Source organism: Sutcliffiella horikoshii (assembly GCF_044809035.1).
In the GTDB taxonomy this organism is placed as follows: Bacteria; Bacillota; Bacilli; order Bacillales; family Bacillaceae_I; genus Sutcliffiella_A; species Sutcliffiella_A horikoshii_G.
The window spans coordinates 2,664,653-2,684,144 of record NZ_CP085237.1; the positions used below are offsets into that span (position 1 = coordinate 2,664,653).

The window sequence follows — 19,492 nt, forward strand, 5'->3', positions numbered from 1 at the left end:
CCTCCCTTAGTTTTCTGCTAAGGGTTAGTGTTTGTTTTCCAGCTTTTTCTATACATTTTGGTGTTTGGTCACTCTGTTTTCCTTAAGAACATGTTGATTAAAAATAGGATAATCATAATGTGGAGTATCATTCCTCCAATAAGATACAGCCAAAAATCAAATGTCCCTGCAAAAAGAAGCGTCCATACCGGCCAAAAAGTAGGAACCAACATAAAAAGCCACTCCCACCCTTCCGGTACAAAGTAGGCAATAATTGGAACGATAATGCTGACGCTTAGCACTTTATTCAACGCTAACCCCTCTACCTTATTGTTCGCAAACAGCGCTAATAACAACGCAAAAATTGGAGCTTCCAAAGCATAAAGAATGCTTAGTGGGAAATTGACCCACCAAGAAAGTTCCAACAAGTCAGAAAGGGACACGACTACATAAAATAGAAATAGAGAAAGTATGAACGTTACCATGATTCTATATCTTATATACCCTATCCTTTTGAGTGGCGTTACTGCAAAGTAGGTGAGCAAGCCTTCATCACGGTCATCCAGTAGCATAAACCCTGCCATCATCCCAAGCATAGATGGTGTCATCAAGAGAGTAACCCCCATAATTAATTGGAGATGATTATATAGATTTAAGCCTGCAAGTTGGTAGGCTATTTCTGCTACATGAGAAAAACCAACTCGGAAAAGAAACGCGATAAATATTGGGGCAAGAATGCCTACTAATAAAATACCATCCCTCTTAATTAATCGAAAATCACTTACTATTCTATCCACCAGAGAAATCATTAGATATCCTCTCCTCTTTCCAAAACATGATAGCTAAAAGATTTGGTTGCAATGTTGAAAAGAGCGAGGCTCCAAACGACAAGAGTAGTGATGGCATACATTGCTTCTCCCCAAGATATAGGCTCAAAAGCGCTTTGGATCATCAAGATACCAGCATAACTGGGAAGTAACATCAAAAAGATTGAGTCCCACCATTCAAAGACAATCACTATAGGCAAAAAAAATACCGTTATCACTAATGGTGATGCTAGTAAAAACTGGTTAACTGTCCGGACTCTGACTGCAAGAAGAAAACCGATGAGCGTAAAAACGACTGAACTCAACACAATACCTATACATAATGGAACAAAATGAAATTCTACCTTATGAACTAAGATTAAAATAACTAAACTGGATACAAGGGAAAGGAATGATAAAGAGATTACTTTAGAGGCGATAAATGTTTTAACTTTAAGACTTGTCATAAAAATCGAAGGATATACGCTCTGACTTTTTTCAAGTAAAACAATTCCTCCTATAAAAAAACAACCTAATATGGTCGGGTCTGTAAAAACGACTAGAACAGTTAGTGGTTGTAAATAGTATACGGGTGTTGCGTGAAGCAACAACACATAGATTGTTACCATAAATAAATAAGCATAGTAGAACCCATGCAAATATTGAAATTTGATGTCTGTATATAACATCCAAAATAGTTTCTTCATTATCGAAGGCTCCTTCCTGTCACTTCCAAGAATACTTCTTCCAACGTACGTTCTTTTGTATGAATGGAAAGAATTTCTTTTGACCGTAACAATTGCTGGAAGTGGACATTTGATGCTAAGGAATGAAGGTCAAAAATAGCTATTTTAATTATTTGACCTTCCATGTATTCAACAATCACCTGTTTACTGGTATTTTCTCGTTTCAATTTATCAGGGGTATCTATCAACGCTATTTTTCCATCTACCATAAACGCCACACGGTCACAAAGCTCTTCTGCAAGATGCATATGATGGGTTGTGAGAATAATAGTCTTCCCCTCATCCTTTTTCTGCAACATAATGTCTTTTAAACGTCTACTATTATTTGGATCAAGTCCAGAAGTGGGTTCATCCAGAAACAATATTTCGGGATCATTCAAAAGTGCCCTGCAAAAATTCAACCTCATTTTCATCCCTTTTGAATACTTATGGAACCTCAGACTTGCAGCGTCTTCAAGGTCAACCTGCTTCAATAAGGACATCGCATCTGTTGTTTTTCTTTTATATAAACCTTTAAAAAGATTTATATTTTCCAATCCAGTCAGTTTATGATAAAAGTTAGGAAACTCGAAAGCCACTCCTATTTGTTCGTAAAAGTCCTTGCTTTTTTGTTTCATCTCCTGTCCATTTATTTTGACAGTTCCCTGATAATCAGATAGTAAGCCGATCATTATTTTTTGAGTGGTACTTTTCCCCGCACCTGATGGTCCAAGAAACCCAAATATCTCTCCTTTTTTCACATGGAAATTCACATCATTCAGAGTGGAATCTCTTGCTTTTTTATATCGATAGCTTAGCCCTTTAACTTCAATCACCGCATTTGCTCCTCCTTAAACAGCCGGTTTGCTAATCCTTCTGCAATCAGCTCCATTGTAGAATCGTACACTCCTTCCCCTATTTCTCTTTTATGCATGGCTAACAGAATCATCGAACGAAATGCTCCACTTATTACCTCTGGCGATTCCTGAACCATGCTTCCTTCCTTTTGCCAGATTTCAATAAGAGGTGTAAGGTCATTAGTATCCTTTTTAATATGTTGCTGCAATTTCTCTGATGGTAGCTTTCGAATGAGCTGCTCCATTTCTTCCTGCTTAAAAAGCTGCTGGATAAAAGAATTTTCCTCTACCATTCGCACTGACAGCATCAACAAATTTTTAAAAGCTCCTGCTGTCATCGGGCTTTCAATCTGTTGAAGGATTTTTTCTTTCAGCAATCCTTCCTCTTTTTCAAGTATAGAAAAATATAATTCTTCTTTAGAGGAAAAAAACAGATAGAAAGATCCTTGCGCAATTCCAACAGATTTAGTGAGCTGGGACATGGATGTTTTTTTTAGTCCAAACTTCTCAAATAGCTCTCTTCCGTTTTTCATCAATTTGCTTTGAATAGCATCACGTTCTTGATCAGTAAAACCTTTAGCCATTTACTCAAACCTCCACCCTAATATGAATATATGAATAATTTTATTTTATATTCATACATTTATTATAGACGATGAACTTAGTAAAGGGAAGTGCGTACGGTGCTTACATTGAAAAAAGCAGCTATGGGCTGCTTTTAAAGTAGAGATTTTGGTTACCACTTTAGGGTATTCACTAACGAAAGTAGTTCGTTTTTTTCTCCTGTTTGCCACGTCTCTATTTCATCTTTTAAGGAATAGAGGGTCCCATGTCCTTTCACAAAGCTGTTTAACCTCGCTACCAAAGTTGCATTGTTAAATGCTTCCTCTGTCAGAAAGAACTTGCGTAGTTTTTGTGTCGCATTTTGGTATCTTTTCAAGTAATACTTCTGGTGCCTTTCTTCTGCAAGTGTGAAATAATTTAGTGGTGCAATTTCAGTTCCAATTGTTTGAGAATTTATATCCTGGGTTTCTTGCTTAATCTTTTCCAGTACTTCTTTTTGGTAGTAGTCATGAAATAAAAAGATAGACAGATACTGCCGACCCTTATAGTTACCTCGATTGGAATTGTGTGAGTTCCAAAAATGTCGGACAATTTCTTCAAAAGTTATTTGGGTAGGATTAAAGTCAATTTGTAGACATTCGGTATGATCTCCCATTTGTTTGTAGGTAGGTGAAAGTGTGGTGCCACCTGCATAGCCTACTCTTGTGCGGATAACTCCATATAAATACCCGAACCGGGTATCGGTTCCCCAAAATCAGCCCATGCCGAGAGTGGCCGTTTGGAGGTTGTGGTCGTGTTTGGTCATTTTTTGTGCTCCTTTCTTTGGCAAGAGTTATTGTTTGTTAGTGTTAAGTTAGCATGAATAATTATGTATGGGAAGGTGTTTTATGAGGACAATGTTTCTCCTTTTTTCGCTAACTTTGTCCTCATACATAATAAAGAAAACCAGCCCCTCAAAGAGAGCTGGTTCCACATCAATCCTACAACATCTTCTCCAAAAACACCTTAGCACGCTCGGACTTTGGAGCTGTAAAAAATTCTGCAGGAGGAGCGTCCTCCACTAACATTCCATCATCAAGGAACAATACGCGGTCAGCCACCTCACGGGCAAAGCCCATTTCGTGTGTCACAATAGCCATCGTCATTCCCGTATGAGCCAGTGCCTTCATTACTTCAAGCACCTCTTTTACCATCTCTGGATCCAGTGCGGAAGTTGGTTCATCAAACAACATAACCTCAGGGTCCATCGCAAGAGCACGTGCAATTGCCACACGTTGCTTTTGCCCACCGGACAGGCGGTTAGGATATTCCTTTGCTTTCTCAGCTAGTCCCACTTTTGCAAGCAGATCCATCCCTTTTGCTTCCGCTTCCTTTTTCGAAAGTCCTTTTACCGAAACAGGTGCATATGTTAAGTTTTCAAGAACCGTCTTATGAGGAAACAGGTGAAAGTGCTGAAACACCATTCCTAAATTCTGACGTACTTTATTGATGTTCGTTTTCCTATTTGCAACATCCTGATCTTTAATCCAGATGTGACCGGAAGTTGGCTCTTCCAATAGATTCATACAGCGAAGTAAAGTAGATTTACCAGACCCCGAAGGCCCGATGATTGCCACTACTTCCCCTTCTTTTATTTGAGCAGAAATCCCTTTTAGCACCTCTAACTTGCCAAAGGATTTATGCAAATCTTGTATTTTAATCATAGCGTCTCATTCTCCTTTCAATGAGCTTGCCAATTAACGTGAGAATCATTACTAGAACATAATAAATAAGTCCGGCAAACATGAATGCTTCTAAATATGCATAAGTACTCGATGCTGTCATAAAAGAACGTCTCATAACATCCATTACTCCGATAACTGTAACAATGGCTGATTCTTTTGTAAGTGTAATATATTCATTCATAAGTGCTGGTAAAATGTTTTTCAATGCTTGTGGTAAAATGATATCTTTCATCATTTGGCGATAGGGTACGCCAAGGGCCATGGCAGCTTCTCGTTGTCCTTTATCAACAGCCATAATTCCTGCTCTGATTACCTCAGATATGTAGGCTCCAGAGTTTAACCCAAATGCAAGAATGGCGGCAGTGACAGGTTCAAACGTGATACCAGTTGCTTGCGGCAGCCCGAAAAATATTAACATTAATTGAAGAACAAGCGGTGTTCCTCGGAAAATGGATGTATAAACATCCGCAAAAATTCTAAGTAGTTTGATTCTACCAATCTTACATAAAGCCAACAACGTTCCGATGATAAAACCAATAATCCCCGCTAGTGATACAACTTGAAGTGTTACCTTCACACCGGCAAGGATATAATCCATCGAACCTGTGATGGCGCTAAAATCTAAGAAGTCAATCGTCAAGTGCTACCAGTCCTTTCTGTCATATTAACAAGAAAATCAAAAGGGCGGTTATTGCACCCTTTTGATCTCAGTAAGACTTATTCTTCTTCTCCACCAAACCATTTGTTAATTAACTTTTCCATCTCACCGTTCTCTTCCATTTCTTTTAGAACACGGTTGAATTCTTCCGTTAATTCGCTACCTTTTGGAAGGGCAATGGCCGATCCTTCTTCATCAGACTCAAGAGTAAATCCTGTCAAATCGGCATCCTTCTCCATAAAGCCCTTCATGACAGTATCTTCAATGATCGCTGCATCAAAACGGCCAGTTTTCAAGTCTTGAACAATTTGCGGGATACGGTCGCGGTTTTCAATAGTAATATTCACTTCTTCCGCAATTTCTTCTGCTTTATCATACTGGATAGAACCCATTTGAACCCCTACCGTTTTACCTTCTAAATCTTCTAAACTAGTAATATTGCTATCTTTCAAAGAAACAATCATATGATTCGCTGTATAATATACATCTGTGAAATCAACTTGCTTTGCACGGTCTTCTGTCGGTGTCATACCTGCCAAGATAAGATCGATATTACCTGATTTCATGGCAGTAATTAAACTTCCAAAGTCCATATCTTGAACTTTCAACTCATAACCAAGTTCTTCTGTAATAGCTTTTGCAAGGTCCACATCAAAACCAATAATCTCTTCTCCAACTTCTGTATCAATGTACTCAAATGGAGGGTAGTCAGCGGAAGTCCCCATGACTAGAACTTTCTTTCCATCTTCACCTTCTCCACTCGTTTCATCTCCATTACCGGATGTTCCACAAGCGGACAACAAGCCTACTACTAAAATACTAATTAATGAATACAAAAACCATTTTTTCACAATAATTTCCCCCTATTCTTTTTTCAGAAAAGTTAAAAATTTAATCTAATTATGAAACAAACCTACATTTAAATCAAGTATTATTATAATGTATGTTTATTCGAATAAATGTATTTTAACACAGGTTAATATTTATGCAATATAGTTTATAAAGATAAATAAAGTTTTTGTATTTTTATTATTCTGAAATATACTGTTTCTGTTATAGTTCCATTAGACTAGGTTCATGTTATAATTACAATGAACTAGAAAAAGGAGGTGATAGGAGATGAACACAGATGCAAAATTAGACTTGATTTTGAATAGGATGTTGGACTTTAAGGATGAAATGAAAAAAGAATTAAGTGAGTTAAACGGGAAAACTTCCACCCTTTCTGAGAATCAGTTGCTTATGAAGGATGAGATCAAAGGGCTTAGCGACAAAACTTCCACCCTCTCGGACAATCAGTTGCTTATGAAGGATGAGATTAAGGGGCTTAACGAGAAAACCTCCATCCTCTCTGACAATCAGTTACTTATGAAGGATGAGGTTAAGGGGCTTAACGAGAAAACCTCCACCCTCTCGGACAATCAGTTGCTTATGAAGGATGAGATTAAGGGGCTTAACGAGAAAACCTCCATCCTCTCTGACAATCAGGTACTTATGAAGGATGAGGTTAAGGGGCTAAATGAAAAGACATTCATGCTTTCAGCTGGACAACACCAAATTAAAGAAGCAGTTCATTCTTTAACAAATACAACAAGCACACTTCGCGAGGAATTCTATTTAATCAGGCATGATGTGAACGACCGATTTAATGAAATCAACGCTAGCCTGACTAGAATAGAAGAGGATCAAACCAAAGATATTGAAGCCATCCTTGAGGAAATATCTGCAAAATTGGATGAAAGAGATCAACGTGATTTTGAATCAACTTAATCAATCCCGTTTAAGTAACCTTTGGAGTTTGTCCCCGTTAAAACTTCTCAAGTAAAACATTTATACAAATTCCTTTTCAAAAAAGTGCAGGGAGCACTTTGAAGAAAAGTGTTCCCTACACCATTAATCCCTTATGCACTCAACTCTACAGCCATACGCTCTTTTAACTTCCTTCTGGCTCTATGGATCTTTGACTTAACTGTTGCTGGATTCATCTTCAATGCTTTAGCAATTTCCCGCTCCTTTAACCCACTTTCCATTTTTAGAACAAGCAGTTTTTTGTCTTCTTTTGTGAACTCTTCTTCCATCTTTTCATCTAGGAGCTCCATTAACATTTTTATTTCCACTTCTGCTTCAACGTTATGACCTGCTTCTTTTCCTAGACAATCTAACACATCTAGTTCCATCGGACATCCTCTATTTTTTCTCTCTCGTCTGACAAAATCAATGGCTGTTCTCGTTGCAATCACGCTAAGCCAAGCACCAACTTTATCACTCTCTTGCAGGCTATCCAATTTCTTATACGCCTTTATGAAAGTTTCTTGCACATTGTCTTCAGCTAACTGGCGGTCGCGAATAACGGCGAAGCTTACGTGAAACACTCTGTCATAATGCTCATTATATATAGTAGTGAAATCCACTTAATCCACCACTTTCAAACAGATATTCACTTTAAACAAATCGCCGTCCGTTTCGATGTCAAGACTGCCTTCATGAAGATCGATGATGGATTTAGCAATTGCAAGACCAAGGCCAGATCCTTCCGTATTCCGTGAAGTATCTCCTCTTTTAAAGCGCTCATATAGTTCTTCACTTTGGTCATTCAATTCGTATTTTGAAACATTCTTAAATGTGATTTTGGCTTTGTCATCCAACTGCTGCACATGAATATATACACGCGAATTTCCCAAAGAGTATTTCACGATATTTCCTATTAGGTTATCAAACACCCGCCACATTTTCTGTCCATCCACCAATGCATAAAGTGGCTTATCAGTGTTAGCAACCCGAAATTGTAATTTGGATTCCTTCAATGAACTATCATACTCCGCCAACGCCTGTTGCAGAAGTTGATTAAGGTCCACTCGCTCTTTTACAAGCTCGATATTCCCGCTTGCCATTTTGGATACTTCAAATAGATCCTCAATCAACCCTTTTAAACGTTGTGACTTTCTATCAATAATCTCAAGGTAAGCGGATCGTTCCTCAGCAGTCAGGTCGTTTTTCTTCAGAAGCTCCGTGTAAGTGATGATGGAGGTCAACGGTGTTCGAAGATCATGGCTGACATTTGTAATCAGCTCTGTTTTCAAGCGCTCACTTTTTGCCTGTTCGTTTAAAGACAGCTTTACCCCTTGATTCAATACATTTAAATTTGCTGCCATTTTAGAAAGAACGGAATTCCCCTTTACTTCTATTGGCTCCCCTAATTTGCCTGATGCCATCTCCTCTGTTTTGATGGAGATCTTATTGAAATAACCGACAGTTTTTACTAAAAGAATGAACGTCGGCACTCCTATGAAAATAGCGAAGAAGAAATAAAGAAGAAAGAAAGCTATATCAATAAAAATCATAAAGAAACCAAAGCCTAGTCCAAAGACTATCGCCAGGAGAATGAACACTTGGATACCTGTAGTTGTATTTAAAAATGCATCCTTTACAATCCGGGAGAACTTTCGATACACTTTTTTACAAATTCTTAATGCTCTTATAAGCACACTTTTTGTCCACGCTTGCTTGAAGTCCGATAAACTTCGCATCGTTGCTATCAAATATCTTAGTTGATAGTAGGTTAGTAAACTCATGCATGCTGATGCTAGAATACTAATTACGAATTCAGTAGCCCATACCGTTGATAAGCGGTACGTCAATTGATTGATACAATCATGCACCCACATTAGACCGAACAATAATAAAAAGGTAGTGACTCCCGCCCCTCCAATCCTAAGATCCACTGGAATTTTATCATATAGGCTTTGCCATTTCCCCGTTTCTTTTGGCAAAGATATCATTTTTACTATCGTGACAAACCATAATAATAATACAATAAGGGAACTTATCCCTAGTCTCCAAAACCAAATCCTATTCTCTTCATAACTAGTTTTAAAAGTCATCAATTCGCTATCGGATGAAAGTTCTAATGGCACACCAATCTTCCCATTAAAATCACCTCTAACATCCGCCAGTGCTTGGTAGAGCCAATCCTCATATGGCCAATTGTATGAATGAAAATACCTATCTGCATATATCGTGTAATTAGTAACATATTGCATGTTGTTTTCACTGAGTAATTGTTCTTTTGATTTAATCTGGGCATCTGTGTTAGTAAAAATTTCTCCGTTTTGTTCAAAATAGTATAAGAAATCCTCGTTGAAAATAGTTGAAACAGGAGCGAAATTACTCGCATCTTCAAAGTAGTCTTCTACTAATTTTTCTTTTTCCGCTCTTATTTTTCCCTCTACATGTTCATCGCTTGAAAAGTTTTTTCGAATGTCATCTAATATTTTATCTCTTTCTGCTATAATTTCTTCTGGTTCTTCACTTAGTTCCCCATTTTCGGCTAGTTGAATTCTCTCCTCATATTGATAGCGGATGTTATCAAGTTGAGCGTCCAACGAACCGTATCTATAACGGTGTTCATCTATTTCCTCCAAGGAAACGGTAATCTTTTCTTTTACACTATCTTCGGATAACGTTCCCAATTCGCTTGTAATTAAGTAATTTGCATATTGCTCAAGCTCAACTTGAAACTCTTGCGTTTCAAAATAATTTTCCTGGCCAAATCGATCTAAATTATTGATAAAATAAAAGCTTCCGCTTAACGCACAAACAAAAACCAGTGCCATTAAAAAAGCTATTATTCTATTTCTCCATCTTGTACCCAATCCCCCATACCACCTTTAAATATCTTGGATTTTTCGGATCTATCTCTATCTTTTCTCTAATTTTTCGAATATGTACCGCCACTGTATTTTCCGCATTGAAGCCAGGCTCTTTCCATACCCGCTCGTAAATATCATTGATGGAAAACACACGTCCGGCATTGGTCATTAACAATTCCACTATTTTATATTCAATCGGTGTCAACTTGACCGGATCTCCCTGAACCGTAACTTCCTTTGATTCTTTATCAATGGTCAGTCCATTCAAATCAATGACTTTCTTGATTCCTTCAAACGGTCCAAGTGTGACATATCTTCTGAGCTGGGATTTCACTCTTGCGACAAGCTCCATCGGATTGAAAGGCTTTGTTACATAATCATCCGCTCCCACCTGCAGCCCAAGGATTTTATCGGTATCCTCACTTTTGGCGCTTAAGATAATAATTGGAATGTTCCGCTCTTCGCGAATCCTGTGTGTTGCAGAAATGCCATCAAGCCTCGGCATCATCACATCCAATAAAATTAGATGCACTTCGTTTTCATGAAGCATTTCTAACGCTTCAACCCCATCTTGAGCTTTTAAGACCCTAACACCTTCATTTTTTAAATAGATTCCAATCGCATCTCTTATTTCTTTCTCATCATCCACTACCAACACCGTATAGTTCGACATCTCTCACCCTTCTCCCACTTACCATTCTTCTCTATGTACACATCATATATGGTAAATCTTAAGTATTATTGAAGTATTTTCTTAAGAATTTCTTAAGTTACTAACCTATTATATAATTGTTGGGAAGTGGGAGACGATTTTTCCCAAACTATATTGAAAAAAATTGAATAAATTTAGGATTACCTTTTATTAATTGGGGTATTTTTTCAAACAGCAGGACTTTCTTACATGTAAAACAGCAATATCCATTTTATTTACCAACTCGTTCCTGCTACCAATCTCCCATTTTTCACTATTTAGGCAGCTTTTGACCGTCTTGTATTTTATTATAAAACACTAACAGAATTAGGTGATTGTATAACATCCACTAGGGAGGACAATAACGTGAAATTAAACAAAAGTAGAATATTAATTGGAAGTATAGGTCTATCACAAATGTTAGGTTGGTGTGGAAATATGAATCAAAACAAACGAAAATGAAGGAAATGAACAAAACGAAACAACAAACGCTGAAAATTAAAATTCTGATGATAGATTAGTCCGTGTACAGGATTACATTAGGTGAAGGTTACACTCTTAAAAATGGAGAAAAAACCGACAAGATAGCCAAGGAAAATAAAGAAGAAATTACGAAGGCTGTGGAGAAATTCTTCCTCGAAAAATACAAGACAGAAGTGATCGTACATAATAGGGTAGGTGCCAATGATGGTGCCAGTGTATATGTTGAGTCTCTAAGAGAACCTCACTTTTATACTTAGCAGTGTTGTCACGGACTTGCAGTTATATGAGGAACTCTGTTGACTTGGTATTGACGAAGTGTAGCATACAACGTGTATTTTTAGTTTTCTAGACGGTACACCTAAGTTAATATAAGTAGCAAGAACCGAGTACCAATCACCCAGTTCTTGTACCACTAAAAATCAATAACTTTTACAGTGAAACATTCTACATTGACCGAGGGATTTGCTCCCATAACTTATAATAGCGAGTAAAATTATCATCTCTGGAAGAAGCATTGGATTCCAATAGTTCAACATAGAAGGACCAGTCTTGGTTTAAGCTTTCTTCCGAAAGAACAACGCTATATTCCCAAACTTCATTCTCACTATATGCTATACCTTCTCTGAATATAGCTTCTGTCGAAATGTAGTGACTTCCATTAAAACAAACAAACCGAACCTTTTTATTCCTTGACGAAGACTTAATTATAATCGCTCCGGTAAGGTTGTCATGATGTAGGTATAATTGATGATGCTTAATTTTAGTTTCTTCCATGATGATTTCTCCATGTCTTCCACCAATATAATAAATATCCGTCATAGAAGATGAAGAGCTTAAACGAAAAGAAATACCTTCTGAGGACAGTCCAGACTGTTTTTCTAAAAATGTCATGAACTTAACCACTTCATAATTATCAATTGCTGTTACTTTTGAATAAGGGATAGATATATTGTTCTTACCTATGGAATAGTTTATCAGCAGTTCTTCGTTCACTATTGCGCTATGCACCCTCGCATAGGCCTCTAATTTATACAGGTTATATGATTGATCAGTAAGCTCTGCATGGAGCAACGATATTTTCAAATATATCCCCCGTCTCTCATTCTATCTTTATTGCTTCACCCAAACTGAAACAGACCCTCCATTAACAGAGAAGTCACCCCAACCATCTGCATTAATCGTGACGGTACCAGTCCTATTTCCAGTAATATCTCTCCAGACTTGTCCAGCTTTATTTTTTCCGACATACATCCATTTGTTACCTCCTGGACCATCTGACATAATAGTCGCAAGTCCTGAATTTGGATGCGAACTATTTCCCTCTCTTGTCCACCCGATAATATCATGATGATCAAAGTAATCATGTTGCGTTCCATAGGCATAAGTTTGACGTGCCTGAAGAAGAGGGTCTATTTTTGATCTCATAGCTGGAACACCATGAGTCGGAATTCCGTAGTAATCACCATAAAATACAGAAGGATAACCTTGCTCCCTTGTGAGAACCAATGCATATGCCAGTGGTTTAAACCAAGATTGGACAAAGGATTCCAATGCTTCTCCGGGCTGAGAATCATGATTATCAACAAATGTGACAGCATGAGTCGGGTGTTTTTGCACAACAGAACCATTTAAAATATTCCTCATGTCATAATATCCACCACCATTAGATGCATTGTACAAATTATAATGTAGAGGAACATCAAACACCGAGTGATTCCAACTTGTTTTATTCAAATAATTCTCAATTGCACCTAAGTCATTTTTCCAAAACTCCGCGACTGCAAACATCGGTTTACCTGTGGTGTTGCGCACATGTGTTAGCCAATCCCTAGTAAAGCTATATTTAATATGTTTCACAGCATCAATTCTAAATCCATCAAGGTTCAGTGTATTGGTATACCAAACTCCCCAGTTTCTAAGTTCAGTAATTACTTCCGGGTGATCCATATCAACATCTGCATACATTAGATAGTCATAGTTTCCATTCTCTGTATCGACTTCCCAGTCCCAAGCCTTGCCTGTTCCCCTGAATTTATATATCCTGTTTTGCAGCTGGCGAGACTGATCCCAATCTGTCCCATCAAAATGATACCAGCGCCACTTAAAGCTGGAATGGGTATTTCCCCTGCCAGGAAAATCAAATTTTGTCCATGCTTGAATTGCATACTCTCCTGATGTTTCCTGGTTTCGGTTGCTCCGATTCACTTCCACCGCATTTACTGTTTCCGTACCATCTGCTCCACCTTTATGGTTCATAACGACATCTCCATATACCTGAATGCCATTATTCTTTAAAGATGTCACAGCCGACTGCAACTGGCTGCGAGTACCATATTTAGTACGAATGGTTCCTTTTTGATTAAACTCACCCAAATCATATAAATCATAGGCTCCATATCCAACGTCATTCTGGGAAGTCCCCTTCCATGCAGGCGGAATCCATACAGCAGTTATACCTTTACTCTTTAAATTAGCAGCGTCATCCCTTAACCTATTCCAATGATTCCCATCATTTGGCAAATACCACTCAAAATACTGCATCATGGTGCCATTTGTGCCATTATGATGGGCTTGCGCTGGTTCAGTTGTGTACGGCAACAGTGCTGCTAACGATAAAATTAGGATTAATATTACACTTATAAAACGTTTCTTCGGTCTCATCTAATACCCCTCCCCACAATTTGTGCAAGCGCTTTCATTTAAAGATAAAAAAATAGATTTTTAGTTACTATCATCTCCATCTCCCAACACTTTATCTTTTTTTGTGCAAACGTTGGCATCTTTGTCTAAGTTGTATATTTCAAATTTATATTAACACGAGGATTTTCTTCCGCGCAAACGTTTTCTTTTTATTCTGAAAATAATGAATCTAAATTCCTATATTTTTTTACTTTAGATTATAGTAAGCACATACTCACAGTGACTTATAAAGAAACGCCCCTAAGGAGCGCTTCTTGGAACTAGCTATTAGTTACTGGCTTTCATGCTAATTTTCATCTGTTTAATTCTGTATATATTGTTTCCAATAATACTCTATCAGGATCCTGACTTAATTCCCACATCATCGCTCCACCAAGTGCATTGACCTTCAGGAATTCAGTTTTCTTCGTAATCGATTCTTCATCATCATAACTGATGAAGGTTTTGCCATTATAAAGAATCGGTACCTCTGTATCTTCTAACCAGTAACGTTCAAAGCCATTTTTATTAATATAATCGGAATCAAGCTTTGCATAGCTAAACGATGTACCTCCATCGAACGGCTGGTATAATCCGTTGTTAGCAGGGTCTGCACCACGGAACACCCTACCATAAAAAGGAAATCCCATTACAAGCTTATTTGCAGGCACACCACTTTCCTTATAGGTTTGTATGCCATCTTGTACACTCCACTGCCAACTGAACGTACTATTAGGATCTTTATACAATGGCGCATTCAAACCGGTCAATTCATCCCATTCCCCATTGATGTCATAGGTCATTAACTGAATATAATCCACAAATTGATGCAGCTCTGATAATTCCATGTTTGCAGCATGTGACTCACTCGCTCCCGCTGCAATTGTAAGCAAATACTCCTTGCCATCCTTCATTTCTTGGTCGTTCAAGATTCCCCTGATCTTTTTAAGTAAAAGTGTGTAATTTCGCTTATCCTCTGGCCGGTTTACATTATCAGGATGTCCCCCACTCACCGGGTACTCCCAATCCAGATCCACCCCATCAAATCCATTTTCTAAAATAAAGCGTCGAACACTTTCTGCAAAATTGGTTCTAGAATCTTCAGAAGCTGCTGCATCAGAAAAGTTCTTTGACCAAGTCCAACCTCCCACAGAAATCATTGTTTTCAGATGAGGGTGCTTCTTCTTTAGTTGTTGCAGCTGCTTGAAATTTTCATAGTCGCTTCCTGGATCACCCACAATAATTTCTCCATCGTCTGAAATATTAGCAAACGCATAGTTGATATGTGTCAGTTTACTAGCATCAATATCGGTAACCTGGAAACCGGAATAGCTGGCCCACCCGGCATAATAACCGACCATTTTGTAGTCCGCTTCCGATTCTTCTTTATTTTCTACCATTACCTTTTTCGTTGCTTCCGCCTTTTGTCCGGCGCTATCATACACAACGACTTTTAGTATCTGCTCCCCATTTTCCACCCAAGGATCTGTGGACCAATTAATAGTGAATGGCGCATCTGTCTTTTCACCAATTAAGTAGTCCCCATTACTTGAATAAAATTCAACTTTACTGATTGAGTTGTCATCTTTTGCTTCTAATTGAAGTTCTACAGCCCCACTTACTACAGCTTCTTCCTTCTCATTTGAAGCATGGCTGAATCTAATAATTTCAGGTGGATTGTCAGTTAACTCTTCCACGACTTCCGGTTTCTTTTCTGAAGAGGTATTAGTAGGGACCGACTTTGTAGAATTCATTAAATATATAGCTACAGCGCTCACAAGAACCAGTATAGCCAATAAATATAACGTAAGTTTCCGTCTAAGCTGCATGTTCTGTTACTTCCTCCTATTAACCTGCCTATCTATTATTGTAATATGCTATGGGTGGAGGATGTAGCGGTAAATATTAGCTTTCTGCGCAACAAAAAAATGCCGATCCCATATTCGGAATCGACATTTTCTTAAATCTTATAGCTCTTCACAATGCTCTTCGAAATACCCTTGTAGCTTTGTGATAACAGACATTGGCGCATGGCCTTCGATTTCGTGTCTTTCTACCATCGTTACAATCTTGCCGTCTTTTAATAAAGCAAAAGATGGAGAGGATGGCGGGTAGCCTTCGAAATATTCACGCGCTTTCTCCGTCGCTTCTTTATCTTGACCTGCAAACACAGTAACTAAATGTGTTGGACGTTTGTCATAATGCACCGCATGCGTTGCAGCTGGACGCGCGATTCCGCCGGCACAACCGCAAACAGAGTTCACCATTACAAGTGTCGTCCCTTTACGAGCAAATGCTTCTTCCACATCTTCTACCGTTCTAAGTTGCTCATAGCCAGCATTATCCATTTCTTCTCTGGCAGTACGAACAACATCATTCATAAACATATTAAAATCGATATTCATGTTGTATCACCTCTTCTTAAACTATCTCTATCATACCAACTTTTTTCAAATAAAAAAACAAAAAAGGTTTATTTTCTATTTTGGCGGGTATTATATCAATAACATCTAGATATCCATACCCCTATACTCCCTAGATGAAGGAAAGTGATATGCTCACTTTCCTTTTTTTGTGACTATACAGAATCGAATTTGAATTCATAACTATTCAATTATTAAGCTTTTGAAAGAGTGATGTATAAAATTTGTGTGAAAATAATAAAAAATGAACTACAATTATTAATATTTATATTTGACATTCTTTTCTCAAGTCTTTAAAGTTAAACATATTTTTGGTATATCTGACAGTCCTCATCGCCACTAACTAATAATGTTTGTTCTTCCTCTTGTAACTCCTCAATAATGGTTCTTCTTTTTTCTATTTCTCTAAACTCCTTTAAGGTTAATAGAGGTGGTAGTGCAATATTTTTACTCGCACGATTATAAGACACGACCAAAATAATAAGGATTGCGTGTCCAGTCATAAAAACTAAACTCACAATCCTTGTTATACCGCAGAAAAGCGGGTTTAGTTAAATGATGATACAGGTGGTCGAGGCGAACCGACTCCAGGAGGAACACTATTTTGAGTCGTGCGTGTCTTTCAATTCCGCCACACCGTTGATATATCAGCAAATTCAAAAAAAACCAATCAATGATTGCCTTGATATTGTCCATACGATTAAAGAAATACCTTACATTACTTATTTTAAAACATGAATCAATAAAGTCAATAAAGCAATCCTAATCTATTTTTTCTAACAAAGTATCAAATAAGGCTTCAATTTCTTCATCTTCTCTGCCCTCATAAAACCGTTCCCTATAGTCGTCCATGTAATATTCTTCCATATCCTCATAATCAGGTTCAGGCACTTCACTTATAAACGCTTCTAATCTGGAAATATAATCAGAGGTATCAATATCCAATGTAGACCCTACTTCTTCAAAGGTATTCAATACTGATTCTAATTCTCCAACATCGCAATTTTCAAAATCACTTTCGGTATCTTCCCAAATCAAGTCAATTATTTTCCCTAAATTTATTTCATTCAATATTTCATTATATATTTCAGAAAAATTATTTTTAATAAATATGATATGTTCTAGATCACTAAATAGTTGAGAGTTATCTATTATACTAAATAAACATTCTTTATAGTCTATTTCGGTAAATAGTATATTTTTGAACTTATTAATAAGGAAAAGGTAATCTGTCACGTTCCCTAAGTATGGGCTTGTAATTTCTTTTATTACAGTTGTAAGTATAGTTTTTAGTTCTTCATATTCATTAATATTGAAAACATCTGATATGATTCTTAATTGAGATAGCTTTAAATTGTTGTTTCCACAATCTTCATACTCATCAAATCTCCTTACTAAAATTTTTACAAGTCGTGTTTTTAAAATAGCTGGAATCTTTATTTTCCCCTGAATCTCATAGCCTGAAAAAGTTTTCAACAAGGGCTCAAGGTATAATGTTGTATTCCAGATCATTTCAATAATAGAGTTATCCTTTGAACTATACTTTAAAAGAAAATCTTGTATTGAGGGGTTCTGGAAAGTAACAATATAGGTATTGGTGATACTTTCTTTATATATTCTAATAAATGTTTTTTCTAATTCTCTAATACCATTTTTAAAAGCCCTATTATTAAATTTATTGTTTAATAAAATATTAAAATTATTAAAATTATTTTCCAACTGCAACAAATCAACCTTTGTTCCCATTACCATTAACAAAAGTAATATATTCTGTGATGCTTCCTCAATCTGATTTTCAAAGACATGTTCCCAAATTTCATTTGGATAATCCAATTTATTTATAAACTCTTTTGGATAATTTTCTTCTGAAATATCTTCAATAATCATTTTGTTAGTCATTAAATTAATAATTCTGGGATTATAATTTTTGTGTTGAATAATTTTTTGATACGCCTTCCCTTCTACTAATATCCTAACATATGATGGAGGAACTTCAGAAAAGTAAACATGGTTATATAGAATTTTTGCTCTGATAAATTTATTATAATTTTCTACATTAATAATGTACTTATTGAAATCAAATCTTTTATCTTTTAAAAGATCATGCTTTAATTGTGCTTGTCTAAGTATATATTCTCTGGTGGTCATTATAAAAATTTTGTTTGGTGACAAAACGACCTTGTTTATGAAATTTAGTAATCTCCTATCCTCATTTTTTGATAAGTTTCTTTCTAAAAAATTTCTCCCAAGAAAATCATCATAATAAAAAATTTGTTTTTCACTCTCAATAAAAACCTTCTCTCCCTCATCTATATCCTCTGATATTTCAATAAAATTATATCCACTTGCAATGTAGCTATAACTTAAAATTTCGGCTAAAGTTGTTTTTCCTACTCCAGGACTACCTGATAAAATTAGAAAGCCTTCCTCTTTTAACATTTGTTGTGCCTTTGAAAAACTTTCATTTTGAACATAAACTCTAATTTTATTTTTTATTTGCTGCTCAGTAAATTCAGAGCGATTTAATATATTATTATTAACAATGGATTGTAAAGTATTAGTACTTGAAAGCCACAATTTATAGTGCTTTCTTTCTACCTGTTTATGATTTCCTAATAAACTTTTTATTTCATCTCCACCAATAATATCTGATGTTTTAATTATATATCCTTGAAATAAATCTTGGATATATTCCTTATTTCCTGGACTCAAGCCCGCAGAAGTCATAATTATGTATTTTTTCGGATTAAGTTTTCTTACTTTGCTTACTTCTTTTTGAAGATTAACTTTTAAACTTTGAAAATTATTATATCTCTTGCATTGAATAATGATATTTTCCTTTTTATTCTTTGAATACCTTAAGTCTATTCCCCCATCTTTGCCAGTTTTAAAATTTTCTAACTTTATATTTCTCTCTACCTCAAGTAAATCTTTGCACATTATTTCAAATTCATCAGGCGATAATACAGATAAATCGTAATTCCCCAAAAGACTTACTCCTTCCATTCCTGATTTAACTAAACAAGTATTTATCTAAAGAGTCTCTTCTTATATTTTAATCGATACAAAGACTAAAGGTAATTCTAAGTTTTCAATAATTTTCCTTATTTTCATTTTCCCATGAGCACAACTTAGATTCTTAATTATATAAACTCATCAACAAAACTGCATTGACAATATTACTTCATTGAAAAGATAAATTGGTCTCAAAGGTACTTCTTAATCGCAACTTGATATCCACACGAATAGCTTTT

The 19,492-nt window shown here is 36.5% G+C and carries 18 protein-coding genes and 1 pseudogene; 2 read left to right on the forward strand and 17 right to left on the reverse strand.

From position 1 onward, the window contains the following. Nucleotides 1–68: 68 nt before the first annotated feature. The 8 genes and pseudogenes from LG307_RS13940 to LG307_RS13975 all read right to left on the reverse strand — a co-directional run bounded on the left by LG307_RS13940 (nt 69) and on the right by LG307_RS13975 (nt 6,164). Nucleotides 69–788: a hypothetical protein gene (locus LG307_RS13940; protein WP_404443003.1), complete on the reverse strand. Its 720-nt coding sequence runs from the start codon at nt 786–788 to the stop codon at nt 69–71. Then, nucleotides 788–1,492 (reverse strand): hypothetical protein, encoded by a 705-nt coding sequence (locus tag LG307_RS13945; RefSeq protein ID WP_404443006.1) that lies wholly within the window; start codon nt 1,490–1,492, stop codon nt 788–790. Before LG307_RS13945 ends, LG307_RS13940 begins: the two co-directional genes overlap by 1 nt. Next, nucleotides 1,492–2,346, reverse strand: a complete 855-nt coding sequence (locus tag LG307_RS13950; RefSeq protein WP_404443009.1) for an ABC transporter ATP-binding protein — start codon at nt 2,344–2,346, stop codon at nt 1,492–1,494. The genes LG307_RS13945 and LG307_RS13950 overlap by 1 nt, the downstream gene beginning before the upstream one ends. After that, nucleotides 2,343–2,951, reverse strand: a complete 609-nt coding sequence (locus LG307_RS13955) for a TetR/AcrR family transcriptional regulator (protein WP_404443011.1) — start codon at nt 2,949–2,951, stop codon at nt 2,343–2,345. Before LG307_RS13955 ends, LG307_RS13950 begins: the two co-directional genes overlap by 4 nt. Nucleotides 2,952–3,103: 152 nt before the next feature. Then, nucleotides 3,104–3,673 (reverse strand): annotated as a pseudogene (locus LG307_RS13960) (peptide-methionine (S)-S-oxide reductase); the annotation flags it as partial. 238 nt (nt 3,674–3,911) lie between these two features. After that, nucleotides 3,912–4,634 (reverse strand): amino acid ABC transporter ATP-binding protein, encoded by a 723-nt coding sequence (locus LG307_RS13965; protein ID WP_404443014.1) that lies wholly within the window; start codon nt 4,632–4,634, stop codon nt 3,912–3,914. Further along, the gene (locus LG307_RS13970; RefSeq protein WP_404450463.1) at nt 4,627–5,253 is read right to left on the reverse strand and encodes an amino acid ABC transporter permease; all 627 of its coding nucleotides are present in this window, start codon (nt 5,251–5,253) and stop codon (nt 4,627–4,629) included. The genes LG307_RS13965 and LG307_RS13970 overlap by 8 nt, the downstream gene beginning before the upstream one ends. 119 nt (nt 5,254–5,372) lie before the next feature. Continuing rightward, nucleotides 5,373–6,164 carry a transporter substrate-binding domain-containing protein gene (locus LG307_RS13975; protein WP_404443016.1) on the reverse strand — a complete coding sequence of 264 codons (792 nt, stop codon included), beginning with the start codon at nt 6,162–6,164 and terminating at the stop codon, nt 5,373–5,375. A gap of 268 nt (nt 6,165–6,432) precedes the next feature. Between LG307_RS13975 and LG307_RS13980 the strand changes: the two genes are divergently transcribed. Continuing rightward, nucleotides 6,433–7,083: a hypothetical protein gene (locus LG307_RS13980; protein ID WP_404443019.1), complete on the forward strand. Its 651-nt coding sequence runs from the start codon at nt 6,433–6,435 to the stop codon at nt 7,081–7,083. A 131-nt stretch (nt 7,084–7,214) separates the two neighbouring features. Here LG307_RS13980 and LG307_RS13985 read toward each other — a convergent pair whose 3' ends face one another. The 3 genes from LG307_RS13985 to LG307_RS13995 are packed head-to-tail and all read right to left on the reverse strand — an operon-like array spanning nt 7,215 to nt 10,635. Further along, nucleotides 7,215–7,724 (reverse strand): RNA polymerase sigma factor, encoded by a 510-nt coding sequence (locus tag LG307_RS13985; protein ID WP_404443022.1) that lies wholly within the window; start codon nt 7,722–7,724, stop codon nt 7,215–7,217. Beyond that, complete coding sequence (locus LG307_RS13990; protein ID WP_404443024.1) at nt 7,725–9,965, reverse strand: sensor histidine kinase; 2,241 nt, start codon at nt 9,963–9,965, stop codon at nt 7,725–7,727. Further along, complete coding sequence (locus tag LG307_RS13995; protein WP_404443027.1) at nt 9,943–10,635, reverse strand: response regulator transcription factor; 693 nt, start codon at nt 10,633–10,635, stop codon at nt 9,943–9,945. Before LG307_RS13995 ends, LG307_RS13990 begins: the two co-directional genes overlap by 23 nt. A gap of 542 nt (nt 10,636–11,177) precedes the next feature. Between LG307_RS13995 and LG307_RS14000 the strand changes: the two genes are divergently transcribed. Then, nucleotides 11,178–11,393: a DUF1672 family protein gene (locus LG307_RS14000; protein ID WP_404443030.1), complete on the forward strand. Its 216-nt coding sequence runs from the start codon at nt 11,178–11,180 to the stop codon at nt 11,391–11,393. Nucleotides 11,394–11,580: 187 nt separating this feature from the next. Here LG307_RS14000 and LG307_RS14005 read toward each other — a convergent pair whose 3' ends face one another. The 6 genes from LG307_RS14005 to LG307_RS14030 all read right to left on the reverse strand — a co-directional run bounded on the left by LG307_RS14005 (nt 11,581) and on the right by LG307_RS14030 (nt 19,226). Further along, entirely contained in the window at nt 11,581–12,219 is a 639-nt protein-coding gene (locus LG307_RS14005) for a hypothetical protein (protein WP_404443032.1), read from the reverse strand. A gap of 27 nt (nt 12,220–12,246) precedes the next feature. Next, nucleotides 12,247–13,797 (reverse strand): alpha-amylase, encoded by a 1,551-nt coding sequence (amyS, locus tag LG307_RS14010; protein ID WP_404443035.1) that lies wholly within the window; start codon nt 13,795–13,797, stop codon nt 12,247–12,249. 332 nt (nt 13,798–14,129) lie between these two features. Next, complete coding sequence (locus tag LG307_RS14015; RefSeq protein WP_404443036.1) at nt 14,130–15,644, reverse strand: glycosyl hydrolase family 18 protein; 1,515 nt, start codon at nt 15,642–15,644, stop codon at nt 14,130–14,132. 138 nt (nt 15,645–15,782) lie between these two features. Then, the gene (locus tag LG307_RS14020) at nt 15,783–16,220 is read right to left on the reverse strand and encodes a BrxA/BrxB family bacilliredoxin (RefSeq protein WP_010194943.1); all 438 of its coding nucleotides are present in this window, start codon (nt 16,218–16,220) and stop codon (nt 15,783–15,785) included. A gap of 317 nt (nt 16,221–16,537) precedes the next feature. Further along, complete coding sequence (locus tag LG307_RS14025) at nt 16,538–16,741, reverse strand: hypothetical protein (RefSeq protein ID WP_404443039.1); 204 nt, start codon at nt 16,739–16,741, stop codon at nt 16,538–16,540. A 259-nt stretch (nt 16,742–17,000) separates the two neighbouring features. Beyond that, complete coding sequence (locus LG307_RS14030; RefSeq protein WP_404443042.1) at nt 17,001–19,226, reverse strand: restriction endonuclease; 2,226 nt, start codon at nt 19,224–19,226, stop codon at nt 17,001–17,003. Nucleotides 19,227–19,492 lie beyond the last annotated feature (266 nt).

Bases quoted from the DNA above. Each gene is read 5' to 3' on its own strand.
- LG307_RS13940 (WP_404443003.1), bottom strand. From the start codon at position 788: ATGATTTCTCTGGTGGATAGAATAGTAAGTGATTTTCGATTAATTAAG.
- LG307_RS13945 (WP_404443006.1), bottom strand. From the start codon at position 1,492: ATGAAGAAACTATTTTGGATGTTATATACAGACATCAAATTTCAATAT.
- LG307_RS13955 (WP_404443011.1), bottom strand. From the start codon at position 2,951: ATGGCTAAAGGTTTTACTGATCAAGAACGTGATGCTATTCAAAGCAAA.
- LG307_RS13965 (WP_404443014.1), bottom strand. From the start codon at position 4,634: ATGATTAAAATACAAGATTTGCATAAATCCTTTGGCAAGTTAGAGGTG.
- LG307_RS13970 (WP_404450463.1), bottom strand. From the start codon at position 5,253: ATGGATTATATCCTTGCCGGTGTGAAGGTAACACTTCAAGTTGTATCA.
- LG307_RS13980 (WP_404443019.1), top strand. From the start codon at position 6,433: ATGAACACAGATGCAAAATTAGACTTGATTTTGAATAGGATGTTGGAC.
- LG307_RS13995 (WP_404443027.1), bottom strand. From the start codon at position 10,635: ATGTCGAACTATACGGTGTTGGTAGTGGATGATGAGAAAGAAATAAGA.
- amyS (WP_404443035.1), bottom strand. From the start codon at position 13,797: ATGAGACCGAAGAAACGTTTTATAAGTGTAATATTAATCCTAATTTTA.
- LG307_RS14015 (WP_404443036.1), bottom strand. From the start codon at position 15,644: ATGCAGCTTAGACGGAAACTTACGTTATATTTATTGGCTATACTGGTT.
- LG307_RS14020 (WP_010194943.1), bottom strand. From the start codon at position 16,220: ATGAATATCGATTTTAATATGTTTATGAATGATGTTGTTCGTACTGCC.
- LG307_RS14025 (WP_404443039.1), bottom strand. From the start codon at position 16,741: ATGACTGGACACGCAATCCTTATTATTTTGGTCGTGTCTTATAATCGT.